The organism is Lysinibacillus sp. EB106-09-02-XG168, from assembly GCF_058791475.1.
This window is the reverse complement of record NZ_JBYTDN010000003.1, coordinates 4470588-4487672: the sequence shown is the minus strand read 5'-3', so window position 1 is coordinate 4487672 and position 17085 is coordinate 4470588. Positions and strand designations below refer to the sequence as shown.

Annotated in this window: 15 protein-coding genes and 2 other annotated features; of the genes, 11 read left to right on the top strand and 4 right to left on the bottom strand. The window is 37.7% G+C overall.

What is annotated here, in order from left to right; all coding sequences use genetic code 11:
• Positions 1 to 1083, bottom strand: a complete 1083-nt coding sequence (locus AC3WSO_RS22660) for a type III polyketide synthase (RefSeq protein ID WP_492533840.1) — start codon at positions 1081 to 1083, stop codon at positions 1 to 3.
• A gap of 375 nt (positions 1084 to 1458) precedes the next feature.
• On the opposite strand from AC3WSO_RS22660, the gene rsgA reads away from it, so the two are divergent.
• From rsgA to metG, 4 genes are all read left to right on the top strand, one after another.
• Positions 1459 to 2532: a ribosome small subunit-dependent GTPase A gene (gene rsgA, locus AC3WSO_RS22655; RefSeq protein WP_492533838.1), complete on the top strand. Its 1074-nt coding sequence runs from the start codon at positions 1459 to 1461 to the stop codon at positions 2530 to 2532.
• 52 nt (positions 2533 to 2584) lie between these two features.
• Positions 2585 to 3010, top strand: a complete 426-nt coding sequence (gene fosM, locus AC3WSO_RS22650) for a FosM family fosfomycin resistance protein (RefSeq protein ID WP_492533836.1) — start codon at positions 2585 to 2587, stop codon at positions 3008 to 3010.
• Positions 3011 to 3065: 55 nt separating this feature from the next.
• A complete protein-coding gene (locus AC3WSO_RS22645; protein WP_492533835.1) occupies positions 3066 to 3713 on the top strand; it encodes an HAD hydrolase-like protein in 648 nt (215 codons plus the stop codon).
• A 100-nt stretch (positions 3714 to 3813) separates the two neighbouring features.
• Positions 3814 to 4080: a binding site (T-box leader), on the top strand.
• A gap of 174 nt (positions 4081 to 4254) precedes the next feature.
• Positions 4255 to 5889, top strand: coding sequence for a methionine--tRNA ligase (gene metG, locus AC3WSO_RS22640; RefSeq protein ID WP_492533833.1), 1635 nt, complete (start codon positions 4255 to 4257; stop codon positions 5887 to 5889).
• A gap of 289 nt (positions 5890 to 6178) precedes the next feature.
• Here metG and AC3WSO_RS22635 read toward each other — a convergent pair whose 3' ends face one another.
• The gene (locus AC3WSO_RS22635; RefSeq protein ID WP_492533831.1) at positions 6179 to 7750 is read right to left on the bottom strand and encodes a 2-isopropylmalate synthase; all 1572 of its coding nucleotides are present in this window, start codon (positions 7748 to 7750) and stop codon (positions 6179 to 6181) included.
• Positions 7751 to 7873: 123 nt separating this feature from the next.
• Positions 7874 to 8112, bottom strand: a binding site (T-box leader).
• Positions 8113 to 8601: 489 nt separating this feature from the next.
• Here AC3WSO_RS22635 and AC3WSO_RS22630 point away from each other — a divergent pair.
• Positions 8602 to 9369 (top strand): HAD-IIB family hydrolase, encoded by a 768-nt coding sequence (locus tag AC3WSO_RS22630; protein ID WP_492533830.1) that lies wholly within the window; start codon positions 8602 to 8604, stop codon positions 9367 to 9369.
• Positions 9370 to 9705: 336 nt separating this feature from the next.
• On the opposite strand, the gene AC3WSO_RS22625 is transcribed toward AC3WSO_RS22630, so the two are convergent.
• Positions 9706 to 11400 carry a methyl-accepting chemotaxis protein gene (locus AC3WSO_RS22625; protein ID WP_492533828.1) on the bottom strand — a complete coding sequence of 565 codons (1695 nt, stop codon included), beginning with the start codon at positions 11398 to 11400 and terminating at the stop codon, positions 9706 to 9708.
• Between the two features lie 311 nt (positions 11401 to 11711).
• On the opposite strand from AC3WSO_RS22625, the gene AC3WSO_RS22620 reads away from it, so the two are divergent.
• The 5 genes from AC3WSO_RS22620 to AC3WSO_RS22600 all read left to right on the top strand — a co-directional run bounded on the left by AC3WSO_RS22620 (position 11712) and on the right by AC3WSO_RS22600 (position 15175).
• Positions 11712 to 12206 carry a DUF1648 domain-containing protein gene (locus tag AC3WSO_RS22620; protein WP_492533826.1) on the top strand — a complete coding sequence of 165 codons (495 nt, stop codon included), beginning with the start codon at positions 11712 to 11714 and terminating at the stop codon, positions 12204 to 12206.
• Positions 12207 to 12334: 128 nt separating this feature from the next.
• Positions 12335 to 12991: a YdeI/OmpD-associated family protein gene (locus tag AC3WSO_RS22615; protein ID WP_492533825.1), complete on the top strand. Its 657-nt coding sequence runs from the start codon at positions 12335 to 12337 to the stop codon at positions 12989 to 12991.
• 307 nt (positions 12992 to 13298) lie between these two features.
• Complete coding sequence (locus AC3WSO_RS22610; RefSeq protein ID WP_492533823.1) at positions 13299 to 13736, top strand: DUF1801 domain-containing protein; 438 nt, start codon at positions 13299 to 13301, stop codon at positions 13734 to 13736.
• Positions 13733 to 14110: a VOC family protein gene (locus tag AC3WSO_RS22605; protein WP_492533821.1), complete on the top strand. Its 378-nt coding sequence runs from the start codon at positions 13733 to 13735 to the stop codon at positions 14108 to 14110. The genes AC3WSO_RS22610 and AC3WSO_RS22605 overlap by 4 nt, the downstream gene beginning before the upstream one ends.
• Before the next feature lie 84 nt (positions 14111 to 14194).
• Entirely contained in the window at positions 14195 to 15175 is a 981-nt protein-coding gene (locus AC3WSO_RS22600) for a GNAT family N-acetyltransferase (protein ID WP_492533819.1), read from the top strand.
• 50 nt (positions 15176 to 15225) lie between these two features.
• Here AC3WSO_RS22600 and AC3WSO_RS22595 read toward each other — a convergent pair whose 3' ends face one another.
• Positions 15226 to 15663: an Rrf2 family transcriptional regulator gene (locus AC3WSO_RS22595; protein ID WP_079562208.1), complete on the bottom strand. Its 438-nt coding sequence runs from the start codon at positions 15661 to 15663 to the stop codon at positions 15226 to 15228.
• Positions 15664 to 15853: 190 nt separating this feature from the next.
• On the opposite strand from AC3WSO_RS22595, the gene hmpA reads away from it, so the two are divergent.
• The gene (hmpA, locus tag AC3WSO_RS22590) at positions 15854 to 17020 is read left to right on the top strand and encodes an NO-inducible flavohemoprotein (protein ID WP_492533818.1); all 1167 of its coding nucleotides are present in this window, start codon (positions 15854 to 15856) and stop codon (positions 17018 to 17020) included.
• The last annotated feature ends 65 nt before the right edge of the window (positions 17021 to 17085 follow it).

Genomic DNA, 17085 nt, shown 5'->3' with positions numbered 1-17085 from the left:
CTACTCCCTCCATTTAAGTAATACAGCTTCAGCACAAAAGCCAGGGCCAAGAGCGACGAGCAAACCTGTATCCTCTACTTGTCCTTCACTTAACATAAATTGCTCCAACACGTATAGCACCGTAGGAGATGACATATTTCCATGATATTTTAATATTTCCCGAGAAATGTCGGTTTTTTGGGGAGTTAAATAAAGCGTATCTTCATAGGCTGTTAATACTTTTTTACCGCCAGGATGTGCAATAAAATGGTTAAGCTGTTCACTGTACAGTTCATGTTCCAATAAAAATTGTTCAATGAATGGACCGAGCCAATTGGTGATGATGGCAGGAATGCTTTTCTGAAAAATGACATGTAGGCCATTATTTTTAATATTCCAGCCCATAACATTTTCTGAATCTGGCATCCACTTAGAGCCGGTTCCGATAATAGTAGGTGTTGATTTTTTTACTGCGATATTCACTTCGTCTCCACAGACGAGTATACATGCTGCGCCATCCGCAAAAAGAGAGGCACCAATTAAATTACTTTTTGAAAAATCATTTGGCTGAAAGGTTAGACTACAAAGCTCAACGCAAACGACAAGAACTTTTGCTTCTGGATGAGCACGACAAAAATCATAGGCTCTACTAACACCAGATGCACCACCAGCACAGCCAAGTCCCCAAAGTGGAATTCGCTTAAGTCGGTCTGAAAAAGGAAGTTGATTCATAACCCGTGCATCAATACTCGGTGTGGAAATGCCAGTAGAACTCACAAAAATAATAGCATCGATATCTTTAGGAGAAACCGGTGATTGTAAAAACGTTTCATTTTGTAAACAGGCTTGAATGACGTTAACGCTATATTGTGTAGCAAGGTCAATATATAAATCGTTACGTTCCTCAAAGGAATGATCCGTACGATGCCACTCCGGTGGCACACAAAAATGGCGTGTTGCAATACCACCATTCTCAAACACTTTTAAGTAGCGTTCTAATTTAGGGATTTTTGCATGAAAAAGTTCCTTCGTTAGCTCCTCTGCATTTGTCTGTTGTAATGTGTACGGTGGTTTGTATGTACTGATCGAAATGATTTTTGACAATTCAACATCTCCTTCGCCAATAGTGATCTTGTTTATTGTATGCAGGTAGGGAGGGGATACATGCTTATAAGTTATAATTGACAATTTCGGAAGATTCCGTTATATTGAAAATAACAAAAATCGAAAGTAGGTGATGTGACATGATGAATAAAGCCGCTATTAACGAACAGCAATTCGGTTTGTTCAATTTCACACGCCTAAAATATACAATTTAACCACACATAGTAGCGAGATTTAATTCATGATTGTGGTGTTTTGTATATTCTCTTAAATGTGCCTGTGAACCTTGTAACTGCCGAATTGCGCAGAGACATGGTTTTTTTGTGTTTATTTTAAAGTGACGATAAACGATATGCATATTTAGGAGGAAAATAATTGAATTTAACAACTTTAGGATTTTTAACGTATTTTGAAGAGCAAATGACTGGATTTAAACAGGAGGCTAAGTTAGCGAATTGTGTGCCGGCTAGGGTTACATTGGAGCATAAGCATTCCTATCGTGTGCTGGCTGAAGAAGGAGAGTGGCTAGCGACAATTGCTGGACATTACGCGTATACATCATTAGCACGTGAGGATTTCCCGGCAGTTGGGGATTGGGTTTTAGTTGAGAAAATGCCTGGTGAGGAAAAGGCGATTATTCATAAATTGTTTACGCGAAAATCAGTCTTTTCGCGTAAGGCTGCGGGGTTGGAAATACAAGAGCAGATCGTAGCATCGAATGTTGATATCGTGCTTCTAGTGATGAGCTTAAATGCAGACTTTAATATTCGTCGTTTAGAACGTTATTTAGTAGCTGCGTGGGATTCAGGTGCGAAGCCGGTCGTTGTATTGACGAAGGCTGATCTGTGTGAAGATATTGCTAGTAAGATATGTGAGGTTGAGTCTGTTGCGTTCGGTGTGGATATTTTTGTGACTAGTGCTCTGTCAGGGGAGGGCTTAGAGGATATTCGCGCGCTATTTACGGAAGGCGTAACAGGAGCACTGCTTGGTTCTTCTGGCGCAGGGAAATCCACATTGACGAATGCCCTTAGTGGTGAGGACTATATGAAGGTTTCGGATATTCGTGAAGATGATGCGAAGGGGCGCCATACAACTACACATCGTGAATTAGTTTTATTGCCAGGTGGTGGCTGTTTAATTGATACACCTGGAATGCGAGAATTACAATTATGGGATCAGAGTGACAGCTTATCCTCTAGTTTTAAGGACATTGAGGAATTTTCTGCAGCCTGTCGTTACAGAGATTGCAAACATCAGAAGGAGCCGCATTGTGCTGTACAGCAAGCTATTACAGATGGTGTGCTTGAACAATCCCGTCTTCAAAGCTACTTTAAATTGCAAAGAGAGCTTGCTTTTATCGAACGAAAAGCAAATGCACAGGCAAAACTTAATGAGCAACGCAAATCAAAGCAAATTGCGAAGGGGAAGAAAGGTAAAAAATTAAATTAAACGAAACTTGATATGAGGTTGAACGGTTATCTCATAGTTGGGGGACACACATATGGCAATCCAAAGCATAAATCATTTATTATTTTCAGTGTCAAATTTAGAGGAATCCATTGCATTCTATGAAAAGGTTTTTGACGCTAAATTATTAGTGAAGGGGAAAAGTACAGCCTATTTTGATGTAAATGGGCTGTGGCTTGCCCTGAATGTAGAAAAAGATATTCCTCGTAATGAAATACATCAATCCTATACACATATAGCTTTTTCTATCCATGAGGATGATTTTGATAAAATGTATGAAAAGTTAATTCAACTTAATGTCAATATCCTAGAAGGTAGACAAAGAGATGTGAGAGATAAAAAATCGATTTATTTCACAGATCCAGACGGTCATAAGTTCGAATTTCATACAGGGACTTTACAGGATCGATTGGATTATTATAAAAAGGAAAAAATGCATATGGAGTTTTTTGATGTCTAAAGGTTGCAACACTCCTTCTAATGAATACGTTGATAATAGTAGAAGGGGTGATTTTATGAAAAAAGCTATTATTTTTGATATGGACGGTACTTTATTTCAAACAAATCTTATATTAGAGCCAGCACTATCGGCAACGTTCGATGTGCTACGTGCAAAGGGCTTGTGGCAGGGGGAAACACCAATAGAGAAATACCGCGAAATTATGGGTGTTTCATTACCTGTTGTGTGGGAAACGTTATGTCCTATGCACACGCTAGAGACACGGGAAGAAAGCAATGCATTATTTCATGTTAAGCTCATTGAACAAATACGGAATCGTCAAGGTGCATTGTATCCACATGCAGAGCAAACACTTGCTAATTTGGCGGATAACTATGATTTATTCATTGCTAGTAATGGACAAATTGAGTATTTACAGGCGATAGTAGAAACTTATCAATTACAACGTTTTATTAAAAGTACATATAGTATTCAGTCCATTTCGAGTGGTCATAAATCGGATTTAGTGAAAAAGGTAATTGAGGAAAATACCATTGAACGCGGGGCAGTTGTTGGTGATCGTTCTTCTGATATTCAAGCAGCTCATGACAATCAGTTATTCTCTGTTGGTGTTCGCTTCGACTTTGCACAGGAAACAGAATTACAGAAAGCGGACACAGTTATTGATGATTTAAAAGAGTTACTTGATTTAAAGTTAGGATAAAATTTTTTTCGACTATTTTCAGTTTATAGAGAAATAGGAACGATTTATCGACATACATTGCAATTCATAATTAAAAAGAGTAAGATAGTGGAAATCTATAATGAAAGCATTGATAAGGAAAAGTAAATTGGATAAGCATTATATAGAGAGCCTCTGTTGGTGGAAATGAGGTAAATGTCCCATTTTGAAAATGACCTTTGAGCTTCGTACCGAAAGCGGGTTTGCGAGTAGATTACGACGAGATGGGCACTCGTTATAACAGCGGCAGTATCTCTCATTGAAATTTTAAATGAGACGCACTGATGGAGGCAAATAGTGAGAGCTATTTGTAAATATAGGTGGTAACACGGGTAAACTCGTCCTAATCAATTTTGATTAGGGCGTTTTTTTTATCTTCATTCAGGACTTGCCTGAATGAAGATAAAGCCTCCGGCGGATGTCACGGATTGTTTATCTGCGCGAAAGCGAAGCGTCAGTGGCAATTAAGCCGAGGCGTAATTGATCTACACTTTTTACATTTTTTCGAGGGGAGCAACTTAGGATGACAATTGTTATTGGAGGCGCGTGGCCATATGCAAATGGTTCTTTGCATTTAGGGCATGTTGCCGCATTATTACCGGGTGATATTTTGGCTAGATATTATCGACAAAAGGGCGAGAAGGTATTATATGTTTCAGGAAGTGACTGTAATGGCACTCCGATTTCTATTCGGGCTGCACAGGAAAATACGACAACGGAAGCAATTGCTAATCATTATCATGAAGAGTTTTCAAAATGCTTCAATGAATTAGGATTTACCTATGATTTGTATACGCGGACAGATGCGCAGCACCACCATGAATCTGTTCAAACAATTTTTTTACAGCTATTAGCGAACAATTTTTTATACAAAAAGAAAATTGAACAGGCTTATTGTGAAACAGACAAGCAGTTTTTGCCTGACCGATTTGTCGAGGGGACTTGTCCAAGCTGTGGTGCGAAGGCACGTGGTGACCAATGTGATAATTGCTCAACCATTTTAGACCCGCTCGATTTAATCGATAAACGCTGCAAGATTTGTAGGAATGCACCAATTATCAAGGAGACAGAGCATTTTTATTTTGCCTTTAGTCAGTTTCAGGGGAGGCTAGAGACTTATTTAGCGGAGGCAAAGGCAGAAAAACGCTGGCGAGACAATGCCTTAAGTCTAACAGAGCGTTACTTGGCAGAAGGGGTCCCAGACCGTGCTGTAACAAGGGATTTACCAAATGGAATAGATGTGCCAGTACTAGGCTTTGAAGGCAAAAAAATATATGTGTGGATTGAAGCAGTAGCGGGCTACTTAACAGCGAGTTTGGAATGGGCAAAGCAGCACCAAATTGCGATTGAAGATTTGTGGAATGAAGAAACGATTTCATATTATGTGCATGGTAAAGATAATATCCCGTTCCATACAGTTATATGGCCAGCCATACTTATGGGGATAGGAGCGAAGGCAATACCTACACATATTGTATCAAATGAATATTTAACATTAGAAAAACGAAAATTATCGACGAGCCAAAACTGGGCGGTATGGGTGCCTTATATTTTAAGTCGATATGATGCAGATTCCATTCGTTATTTTTTAACAATGAATGCGCCAGAAAATCGCGATACGGATTTCTCTTGGCGAGAATTTATTTATAGTCATAATGGCGAATTACTTGGCGCTTACGGTAATTTTGTTAATCGTACATTGAAATTTTTAGAGAAATCGTTTGATTGTCAAGTGCCTCATGCAGAGGTAGATGACACTATTCGAATACAAACAACTCAGCTGTTTAAGGATGTTGGGAATCATATAGAAGCGGGTCATTTTAAGCAAGCGTTAGAGGCTGTTTTTGAATATATTCGTGCAGCTAATCGCTATTTTGACGAGCAGCAGCCATGGCTACAGGTGAAAGAGAATGTGGAAGCTGGAAATCAAACATTAGTGACATGTGTTTATATTATTGCCAACCTTGGACAGCTATTACAGCCATTTTTACCGTTTTCAGCTGAGAAGGTGAGAAAAATGTTAGGGATCAAAGAAGTGATGTGGCAGGAACAAGTAGACTTACCAGCAAGCATTAACGAAGTGACACCGCTGTTTGAACGTCTTGATGTTGCACTAATTGAAGAGGAATATCAAAAGTTAGTGGAGGGCAGTCGATAGGAAAAGTAAAAGCAGTATGACTCCAAATAATGTCATACTGCTTTTAACTTCTTTCAGATGAAAGAAGTTAAAGCCTCCGGCGGATGTCACGGCATCGGAAAGGAGTGCTTAGGGGATGTTAGCCTAAAATCATCGCATCCATGCAATAACGGCTAACTGACCTGCATCGGTAAAAACGCCACGTTCTGTGGCATTACCGAAATGACCGACATCGTGTAGGTCCTCGTGCAGGCCTAAGCACAAAGCCGATTCCGGACGCAATTATGCCGGGGCATAATTGATCTATTATTTAATTCATAACAGGCGTTAATTTAGCAACTACGATACTATTGATCGCATTAATATAAGCTAGCGCACTCGCTTTTAAAATATCTGTATCTGCGGCTTTTGCGATATACTTTTCGCCTTCATGTTCGATTGTAATTTTTACTTTACCAAGCGCTTCTTTACCGCGCGAAACGCTATTAATATTATATTCCACAAGTTTTACATCAATGTTCGTAATTTCTGCGATTGCTGAATAAAGGGCATCAATTGGACCTGAGCCAACTGCACTTGCTTTAAATACCTCGCCACCTTTACGAACTTTTACACTTGCGGAAGGGAAGCTTGCGTTGCTGACGACTTGTAAATCATCGAAGTCAAAGAACTGATCACTATAGTGAGTGGCATTTGCATTGTTTGCGTCGTGCTTTTCATAATAGCTTTCCACAATAACATATAAATCGTGATCGTAAACTTCTTTCTTTGCATCAGCCAGCTTTAAGAAGCCTTCGAAGATTCCTTCGAATTCATCCGCCGTAAGATTTGAAAAGCCAAGTTTTTCAAGAGCATTTTTCACCGCGTGACGTCCAGAGCGAGCTGTCAGAACTAGCTCCATATCGTCAAGACCTACATCTTCTGGATGGACAATCTCATAGGCATCACGAGATTTAAGAAGACCGTCTTGATGAATACCAGATGAATGGGCAAAAGCATTATCTCCAGTAATCGCTTTGTTTACTTGTACGTCTAAGCCCATAAAGCTTGAAACAAGACGAGACGTATTCATAATTTCTCTTGTGTTAATACGCGTCTCAGCATTATATACAGAGCTACGTGTCTTCAATGCCATGACGACCTCTTCTAATGCAGCATTTCCTGCGCGTTCACCGATACCGTTAATTGTACATTCTACTTTATCTGCGCCGTTTTTAATCGCAGCAAGCGTATTAGCTGTTGCCATGCCAAGATCATTATGGCAATGAACACTTAACAGCACGCTATCGTTTAAGTTTTTCATACGCTCATTTAGTTTATAAATCATCGCTCCAAATTCTTCTGGTTCTGCAAAGCCGACTGTGTCAGGTACATTTATCATCGTTGCACCAGCCTTCATTACGGCTTCGATCGTCTTCCAAAGATACTCGAAATCTGAACGGGAAGCGTCTTCTGTTGAATACTGGACTTGTGGTAGAAGAGTTTTCGCATATTTTACTGCATCTACCCCGATCTGTAGAATTTGATCCTTGGATTTACTAAATTTTTTCTCAACATGAATATCAGAAGTACCGAGTACCATATGAATCATTGGATTTTCTGCGTATTTTACAGCATTATAAACAGCATCAATATCTGCCTGTACAGCACGTGCTAAAGCGGTAATCATAATGTCGTTTGTATTCCCAACTTTTTGTGCAACAGCTTTAACTGCATCAAAATCTCCTTGTGATGAAGCAGGGAACCCAGCTTCGATAATATCGACGCCTAATTTTTTGAGTTGCTGAGCAATCTCTACTTTTTCATATAAATTCAGTTTTGCACCTGGCACTTGCTCGCCATCACGTAAAGTCGTATCAAACACCCAAATTTTTCTTCCCATTTTCAAACACTCCTTTTGTAGTAGTAATATTGATATTGTCTCTGCTATGAACTATTAGTTCTGCTAGAGACGAAATCCACACCTAGGCCAATAAAAATAAAAAAACTCGCCTCTATATAAAAATATAGAGACGAGTTTATGCTCGCGGTACCACTCTAATTGACTTTCTCTTTACGGAAAAAAGCCCCCTTATCGACAGCTATCACTGTCTATCCCGTTAACGGAGGAAACCGACGTCCCTTACTTAAAGTTCAGGGAGTGGCTCATGGACGAGTTCAAAATGTGTGCCTATCGGTTTGCACCAACCACCGACTCTCTACAAGTACACTTACATTTCTACTATTTCCAATCTTGGCCTACAATAATGTGTTGTTGAAAGCAATCATACTGCGATATTTTTGATTTGTCAATAATATTCTAAAAATTATTTCTTTTCTGTTTTGTTTTGATGGGCAACAAATTATTATAAAGTCAATCATTTGATAATAATAAAAAATTCCTTCATTTTTAACTTTTCTCTGAAATTTGGGGGGAGGTTTTGTAAAGCCTATGCCACGTATAAAGGTTGATTGAAGTGGAGGCTGGGTGACTCCTTGGGGATCAGCGTCACAGATGAGACCCTGGAGCGAGCAGATAGGGGAACAAAGGCTAAGAGCATCACATCCTGTGATAACGCCTTCGTGACCAACATCATGTTGGCCCAAGCGACTCATCGGACGCTCCCAGGAAAGCGCCCAGCCGGAATGGAAATCAACCCCACGTTATTATAATAAGCATTATTATTTCTATAATAAATGTAAATTTATGAGATAATGAATGGGTAATTAATAGTTTAGAAAGAGGGCGTGACAATGAAATTTGTATTTGATTTAGACGGTACGATTTGCTTTAAGGGTCAACCATTAAGTGAGGGAGTAACTATTGCTTTAGAAGCTTGCATCGAAAACGGGCATGAAATCATTTTTGCATCAGCTCGTCCGATTCGTGATTTATTACCAGTATTACCTGAAACAATGCGAAAATTTTCAATGGTAGGGGGAAATGGAGCATTTGTTGCACAGAACGGAGAGATTATTGAGGTAACAGCATTTGAAGCAAAAATTGTAGAAGAGATTCAAAACATTATTTCAGCATTTCGATTGCCTTATTTAATAGACGGAGATTGGGATTATGCATATACAGGTAGTGAGACACATCCAATTTATCAAAATTTAGATCCATTAAAACTTGCGAAAAATGTTTCGTTGCAAGAGTTGAAGGATATAGTGAAAGTTGTATTATTCCCTGGAGAGCAACGTAATGAAATAATAGGTGAACTAAAAAAACTACCAATCTCGTTATATGAACATACATCTGAAAATATTGTAGATATGAGCCCGAGTGGCATAGATAAATGGAATGGTTTAACGAAGTTAGGTGTCGCTGAAGGTGAATTTATCGCATTTGGTAATGATACGAATGATGCGTCCATGTTTGCAAAGGCAAAAGAAAGCGTTTGTGTAGGTGAACATGAAGTACGTGAGCTTGCGTCCTTACAAGTACCGAGTGAGGAAACGGCAATAATTAAGATGTTAAGTGTGTTAAATGAAAAGTACAAGGAAGAGGCTTTAATTGATTAGATTCCCGTGCTCTCGTACTGGGAATCTTTCGTAAATCGAAGAATCCTGTACATATAAATGAATGTCCGATAGATACCATCTAGGAATAATCAGAGTCCTTTTTCATATAGGAAAATGTTAAAAAAATAAATAATTTAACTCACTTAATACTATCAATTCATGGCTTAGACAACCTCTTGTAATACAAGAGTGGCTTTATTTGAGTAAGCAGAGCATTAGTTAGATTTAAAGACTTGTAAAAGTTAACTCCTCCCGAATTGTATTTAATTAATAAATGCAATTCAGGAGTCTTATTATGGAACTTATTGCTAAATGTTAATTTTCAATTATCTATTGTTATTCCACCTTAAAACGAGAAACCTGTGTTTGTAATTCCTCGGCCATGTTTGATAGTGTGGCAGCGGAAGCGGCCACTTCTTCAATAGTTGCTAGCTGCTCCTCGGAAGCAGAAGCTACATTTTGTAAATTGGAAGAAGACATCTGTGCGATTGTTGCAATTTCATCAAAGGATGCGTAAATTTGCTCAGCGCTTGATGACATTTCCTCTGAAACTGTCGTTGCTTCTTGAATTTGTTTGGATACATGTTCTGTCAGTTCAACGATTTTTGAGAAGCCTTCCTCCGCTACTTTTACAACTTGCATACCTACTTGAACCTCTTGTGTACCAGTATCCATAACAGCTACGGCCTGATGTGTATTCTGTTGGATTTCTGAAATCAAAGTTGCAATTTGTTCAGCAGATAGTTTGGATTGCTCCGCTAATTTTTTTACTTCATTCGCAACTACTGCAAAGCCTCGACCATGATCTCCTGCACGTGCTGCCTCAATTGCAGCATTCAATGCTAGTAAATTTGTTTGCTCTGCAATATCTGTAATGAGGCTAATAATATTTCCGATTTCAACAGAATGGTTTTCTAAATCTTTCACAACGCTAGCAGATTCTAAAACCGCTGAATTGATGGTGTCCATCTGTGTAATAACACGGTGAAGTGATTTATTTCCTTTATTCGCTTCCGTATTTGTCTCTATAGCAAGCTCTGAAACAGCAGCTGTAGTCACAGCCAATTGTTGAATGCCTTTAGTCATAGATTTCATAGCTACCGAGCTTTCAGTAGCATTTTTACCTTGAGCTTCGGAGCCGCTTGCTACTTCTTGTATAGAGGAAGTGATTTGTTCAGTCGCTTGAATAGTTTGTTCAGCACTTGCGGTTAACTCAGCAGCAGAACCACTTACTTGTACAGTGTTATGACGTACATTTGTAATAAGATCCTTTAAGTTTGCCGCCATTTGATTAAAGGCAAGTGCTAAATCGCCAACTTCATCACGATTCTTAATTTGAATTTGCTCAGCTGTTAAATCGCCCCCAGCAATCTCTTTTGCAGTCTTTGCCATTCTCTTGATAGGGCGGGAAATAAGGCTTCCCATGATCATAGCGATTATCAGACTAATGACAACGGCAAACACACCGAGAATAATCATTTGGAATTTAATAGATTGTATTTCTTTTGATGTAGCAGCGATTTTTTCTTTTATATATTCATCTTGGTAGTTTGCAAGGTTAGCTACACGGTTATCGAATTGTTTAATAAGTATGCGGCCTTGTGTACTATCGAGCTTTTCGTATTGCTCTGTTTCTCCAGCATCCTTTAATGAAAACATTCGATCTGCGAACTTTTGGACATCTTGCTCGCTTTTATGGATTGCCTCTAATAATTCAATAGATTTTTGAGAATAGAACGAAGCCTTTAATTCATCATATTTCTTTTTAAAATCTTCACGTGAAGCCGTATTACTTTGAAGATTTTGCTTGTTACCAAGTAATAGATAGCCTCTGATATTTACAATTTCTTGTTTAGCAATCGCGCGTAGCTCTTGAATACCAATTGATTTAGTTGTTTGTTCTTCGAGTAACACACGATATGTTTTGTTTACTGAATTAAGCTGCTTGAAATTTAATCCTATTGTGCCGATTAATACTAAAATAACAATAAAAAAACCGAGTACTAACTTCTTATAGATAGTAAATCGCATAGTTGTCGTTTCCTTTCTCAGTAATTTAGTAGAAATGTTACAAAAAAATGAAATATGTATATACCATTTATATCAGATTATATTGATTTTACAAAGTATTATGAGAATTGCTACTATATTGAATAGGAAGAGTAAGGACGTAATTTGTAGAAAAAATGATAAAAAAGGTAGAATAAAGTGCTGTTTTACTGTTAATGGAAGCGGATAGTTATGTATATATAGCAAACAATTAAGACAATTTGCGCAAATTTGAAACTAAATGAACTGTAGTAACGTAGGAATAGTAAAGGAATAAGCAAGGATGTGGGAAGATGTATAGACCTGTTTTGAAATTGCCGAAAACAACATATGAAAAAATTTTGGACTATATCGGTGGTGGATTATTTGTACTGTCCATCCTTTATATTTTGGCTATGTGGGGCAACCTACCTGAGGAGATTCCAGGACATTTTAATGGAGCAGGAGAAGTTGATCGCTGGGGTTCCAAAATAGAATTATTTATCCTCCCGTTTATCGGACTATTTCTATGGATTTTTTTAGGGTTCCTTGAAAGGGTTCCGCATACGCATAATTACCCAGCACGCTTAAATGAAAGTAATGTTGAGGCTTTTTATTTAAATAGCCGAAAAATACTAAATGAAGTAAAAAACCTTTGTCTCATTTTATTTGCAGCTATATCATTTCAAATGGTACGCATTGCACTTGGTGAGGGAGAGAATATTGGCTGGTGGTTCCTGCCGATAGTGCTTATTGGAGCAGCCATTCCGATTATTAAAGGAATAGTAGCGACTACCAAAATAAAATAGCTTTTTTCAATGTAAACGAAACGCTCGAGAAAATTTGAGCGTTTTTTTGTACGAATTTTTCATTAAATCAGCTATACTATCAAAACTAAGAGAAAATTGTATTGATCATTAAAAGAGGTGTCAAAACTATGCAAAAGAAATTTAAACTTCAAGATGGATTGTCCATTGCTATTCATAATCAGCCGCAGGATATGTTACTAGAAGGAATACCCCAATCAGGGAATACACCTCATGATCGAATCATTACCTTTGTATTTACTATTGATGAAATGGTAACGTACTTACAAAATGAAATAAAGTTAAACACTCTCGTTGAACAAGGCTATTTATTTTTTGTGTATCCGAAAAAGGGTAATAAGAAATATGAACAGTTTATTCATCGCGATGAAATCTTCCCGGCTATTCAAGTAGACGATGAAAAATACATGGTTGGCAGTGATTATAAGTTTGCGAGTCTTATGTCTTTAGATGAGACATTTTCAATATTAAGCATAAGAAGAGATGGCAAAAGCCGTGGCAAGAAGAAGACAGCGAGTAGTCAGTGCGTAAGCGACTATGAAGGTATGATTCCTCAATTGCGTGATTCACTTGCGGAAAATACGGATGATTTAATATTTTATGATGGATTAACGCCGGGCTATCAAAAAGACTGGGCCCGTTATATTTATAGTGCGAAAAAGGAAGAGACGCAGGTAGCTCGCTTGGAGGAGATGCGTGAAATTATTAGACTAGGCTACAAAACAAAGGAATTATACCGAAAAGCAAAAGCAGAAGGTAAAGCATAAATAACAAGAGGCTTTCTTGTTTGTTTTTAATGATGTTATATTCGTGCTAATTGGCAATCCTATGATTAGCCTAGCAACCATTACGCAACAGCGAGATTAAAAACGGCAGCTTATTATCAAAAATTAGGGATGATATTTAGTATGAAATTTAAGTCGATTGGAGTGTAGACTAGTTGACTCTTTGGGGCACATCGGACGTCCCCAGGAAAGCGCCTAGTCGGAACGGAAATCAATTCTACGTTATGGAATGGATCTTCTATAAAGAAATACACCTTGTAATAATCCTATGTTGAAAAGGGGGCAGTGTATGAAAAACATATATATTGAGCAAGTAGATGAAAAATGGCAGGAAGGTTTTGCTAAACTTGTAGATGTGGTAGAAAGCAATTTACCAGAGGGTTTTGAAGAAAATATGAATTATGACATGATAAGTTATGTTGTCCCGTTATCTACTTATCCGAAGGGCTACCATTGTACACCGAATACTCCCTTACCCTTTATAAGTCTTGCTGCACAAAAACGTCATATTGCGGTTTATCATATGGGCATTTATGCAGATCAGGCGTTACTCTCGTGGTTCGAAGAGGAATATGCGAAACGAGTACCGACAAAGCTTAATATGGGGAAAAGTTGTATTCGTTTTACAAACACTAATAATATTCCGTATGAATTAATTGGAGAGCTTGTTTCGAAAATGACACCAGCACAATGGATTACAAAATATGAAGGGGAGTTAAATAAATGAAAAGTGCCACTACGTTTTTAATGTTTCAAGGACAAGCCAATGAAGCTATCCAGCAATATCAACAATGGTTTTCAGAGTTACAGGTAGAAAGCTTAACTTATATGGAAGACTCACAACAGGTTGCAATGGCTGTTCTTCATTTAAAGGGTTTGAAAATAATGGTGAATGATAGTGTGATACAACATAACTTTACATTTACACCGTCAACTTCTATCTTTGTGGAATGTGAGTCTATAGATGAAATCGACAGTCTGGCTGCTCGAATTTTAGAGGGTGGACAGGCGTTAATGCAGCTAGATAATTATGGGTTCTCAAAGAAATTTGCCTGGATTCAGGATCGTTTCGGTGTATCTTGGCAACTGACATATAATTAAATTTATGAATAAGCTTTATGCTATTAGAGGATGATACAAAAATCTAATGCAAAGGCCGCAATCATATTAAAAGGAGAATAGAATATGGCCGTAACTTTAGTGAGACACGCTATAAAATATGCTGAAGCAATGCATGCACTGTCTTCCATGCCACAGGTCCGAGATGCACTAGGGTTACCTGCTGGAAAAGTGGAAGATACGATTAATTTTATTAAACGTGAGTGTGTGGACGAAGAAGCAGGAAAGACAGTTCCTCGTGTTATTTTAGATGAGGAAGGGCAACTGATTGGTGTAACGGCATTGATGTTTATTGATCAAAATAAAAAGAGCTGTCATATTGGCTCATGGCTAGGCTATGAATTTTGGGGTAAAGGCTATAATCTTCAATCTAAAATTGCCATTTTAGATATTGCGTTTTTTGAATTAGGGTTAAAGTATGTTTTTGCAGGAGCTAGAAAGGTCAATATTCGCTCACAAAAGGCACAGGAAAAATTGCCTTTTATTCGTCTCGGAGTTGAAAATGATTTTCCGAAGGAGCACTCATGGCTAGAGGTCAAAGAAAAGCAACCTTGTGTTTTAAATGTTTTTGAGCGCGAAGATTTTGTTCAATATCGTACATCTTTAAAGAAAGTGGAAGGCGTGAGGGAAGACTATTTACCACAATTGTTATTGGCCGATGAAAGTGAAGAAGCTGTTCAGAAATATTTAAATGATGGTGAATTATATGTGATTAAATGTGGCGAGCAGTTAGCGGGTGTAGCGTTACTTCTAGAACAGTCTGATAAGACAGTAGAATTAAAAAATATTGCAATCGTACCGAAGTATCAAGGTATAGGGCTTGGGAAAGAAGCGCTTCGTCAAATAACTACAATTTGTCAAACACAAGGATATCAAACGATAATCGTTGGGACTGCAAATTCTAGTATTGATAATATTGCATTCTATCAAAAAGCAGGTTTTCGTATGGAAGCAATTGAAAAAGATTTTTTCAGTCATTATCCAGAGCCAATCTATGAAAATGGAATACGTGCACGAGATATGATTTTCTTTTCAAAGGCATTATAAACAATATAGACATAAGAAATACCCGTCCAACTTGAGTTGTGCGGGTATTTTTATTCGCCAAGCAACAGTGCCATCAACTTTTCTTTCGAATGTAAAAAATCATCAAGCGTATAGCGATCTAAGACTGATAAATAAGCTTGTAATGCTTCATACAATACGCCTTTTAGCTGACATTCTGGTGCAATTTTGCATAGATTATTTTCCTTGTCAAAGCATTCGACAAGATGAAAATCCTCTTCTGTATGACGTACGATTTCACCAATTGTAATGGTTTTTGGATCAATCGCTAGGCGAATTCCTCCACCCCGTCCTCGAATCGTTTCAATATAGCCCAATAATCCAAGTTGATGTGTCACCTTCATTAAATGGTTTTTCGATATATTGTAAGCATCAGAAATTTCTTGGATAGTTGATAATTGGCCTTCATCCTTTGCACCCAAATAAATGAGTGTTCGAAGAGAATAATCGGTGTATAAAGTTAAGCGCATAAGAACACCCTACTTTCTATAGTTCAAAATAATTATAGCATTTTTACATTGAAGTATAATAAATTCAATACTTTTTTAAAGATGTATTTAAAATACATCAATTATGTCCATTTTGTTAAAGATGTATTTTACATATTGCTTTAAGGTATTGATAGCGTTATATTGTAATCACGAAAGGATGGTATGCGATATGTTAAAACAAGAAACAGTACAAATTATTAAAGCGACAGTTCCTGTATTAGAAGTTCATGGAGTGGAGATTACTAAAACGTTTTACAAAAATATGTTTCAAGCTCATCCAGAATTATTAAATATTTTCAACCATACAAACCAAGAAAAAGGTCGCCAGCAAACAGCATTAGCAAACACAGTTTATGCTGCTGCGGTTCATATTGAAAATTTAGAAGCTATTTTACCAGCGGTGATGTTAATTGCTCATAAACACCGTAGTCTAGGTATTTTACCTGAGCACTATCCAATTGTTGGAGAAAACTTATTAAAAGCAATTAAAGAAGTGCTTGGTGATGCAGCGACAGATGATATTATTAATGCTTGGGCTGAAGCATATGGCGTTATTGCAGATATCTTCATTCAAGTAGAAGAAGAGCTATATCAAAAAGCTGAGCTTAATGGCGGTTGGCGCTTATTTAAACAACTGAAAGTGGCGAAAAAAGTAGTAGAAAGTGATCTTGTTACATCTATCTACTTTGAAAATGCAGACGGTTCGCCTCTACCAGCTTATGAGCCAGGTCAATATATCAGTATCCGTGTGAAAGTACCAGGTGAACAATATTTAATGAACCGTCAGTATACGCTTTCGCAAGCAAGTGCAGAAGACGGCTACCGCATTTCAGTGAAACGTGAAAGTGATCATACGCCAAACGGTAAAGTATCTAACTTTATTCATGACGTATTAGAAGTGGGAGATTTAGTTGATGTAAGTGCTCCAGCAGGGCTATTTGTTTTAGAGGAAACTACTACTCCTATTACATTTATAAGCGGTGGTATCGGTGTAACACCTTTAAATAGTATGCTGCAATCACTAACAGACGATGCAACTAATGAAGTGAGCTTTATCCAGTGTGCGCGCAATGAAAAAGTTGTAGCATTTAGCGATGACATTAAAAAGAAAGTAAATGTGCTACCAAATGCATCATATACAGCGTTATATTCGGATGAAAATAAGAAAATCTCAAAAGAATTGTTAGCCGAAAAAGTAGCCGATAATGCAGATGTTTACGTATGTGGGCCTGTTGGCTTTATGGAAGCAATCATTGAAAATTTACATGAGATTGGCGTGAAAGACGAAAAAATTCATTATGAATTCTTTGGTCCAGCAATGCAGTTAGCTAAATAAATAATGACTTGACCCCTTGTTATAAGAAACAGTTTTCTGCACTTGTAGCAAGGGGTTTTTATGTG

Coding starts and splice junctions, on each gene's coding strand:
- AC3WSO_RS22635 (WP_492533831.1), bottom strand. CDS start 7,750: ATGGGAAGAAAAATTTGGGTGTTTGATACGACTTTACGTGATGGCGAG.
- AC3WSO_RS22615 (WP_492533825.1), top strand. CDS start 12,335: ATGCAAAAGAAATTTAAACTTCAAGATGGATTGTCCATTGCTATTCAT.
- AC3WSO_RS22595 (WP_079562208.1), bottom strand. CDS start 15,663: ATGCGCTTAACTTTATACACCGATTATTCTCTTCGAACACTCATTTAT.
- AC3WSO_RS22645 (WP_492533835.1), top strand. CDS start 3,066: ATGAAAAAAGCTATTATTTTTGATATGGACGGTACTTTATTTCAAACA.
- AC3WSO_RS22605 (WP_492533821.1), top strand. CDS start 13,733: ATGAAAAGTGCCACTACGTTTTTAATGTTTCAAGGACAAGCCAATGAA.
- AC3WSO_RS22625 (WP_492533828.1), bottom strand. CDS start 11,400: ATGCGATTTACTATCTATAAGAAGTTAGTACTCGGTTTTTTTATTGTT.
- AC3WSO_RS22620 (WP_492533826.1), top strand. CDS start 11,712: ATGTATAGACCTGTTTTGAAATTGCCGAAAACAACATATGAAAAAATT.
- AC3WSO_RS22600 (WP_492533819.1), top strand. CDS start 14,195: ATGGCCGTAACTTTAGTGAGACACGCTATAAAATATGCTGAAGCAATG.
- hmpA (WP_492533818.1), top strand. CDS start 15,854: ATGTTAAAACAAGAAACAGTACAAATTATTAAAGCGACAGTTCCTGTA.
- AC3WSO_RS22610 (WP_492533823.1), top strand. CDS start 13,299: ATGAAAAACATATATATTGAGCAAGTAGATGAAAAATGGCAGGAAGGT.
- metG (WP_492533833.1), top strand. CDS start 4,255: ATGACAATTGTTATTGGAGGCGCGTGGCCATATGCAAATGGTTCTTTG.
- fosM (WP_492533836.1), top strand. CDS start 2,585: ATGGCAATCCAAAGCATAAATCATTTATTATTTTCAGTGTCAAATTTA.
- AC3WSO_RS22630 (WP_492533830.1), top strand. CDS start 8,602: ATGAAATTTGTATTTGATTTAGACGGTACGATTTGCTTTAAGGGTCAA.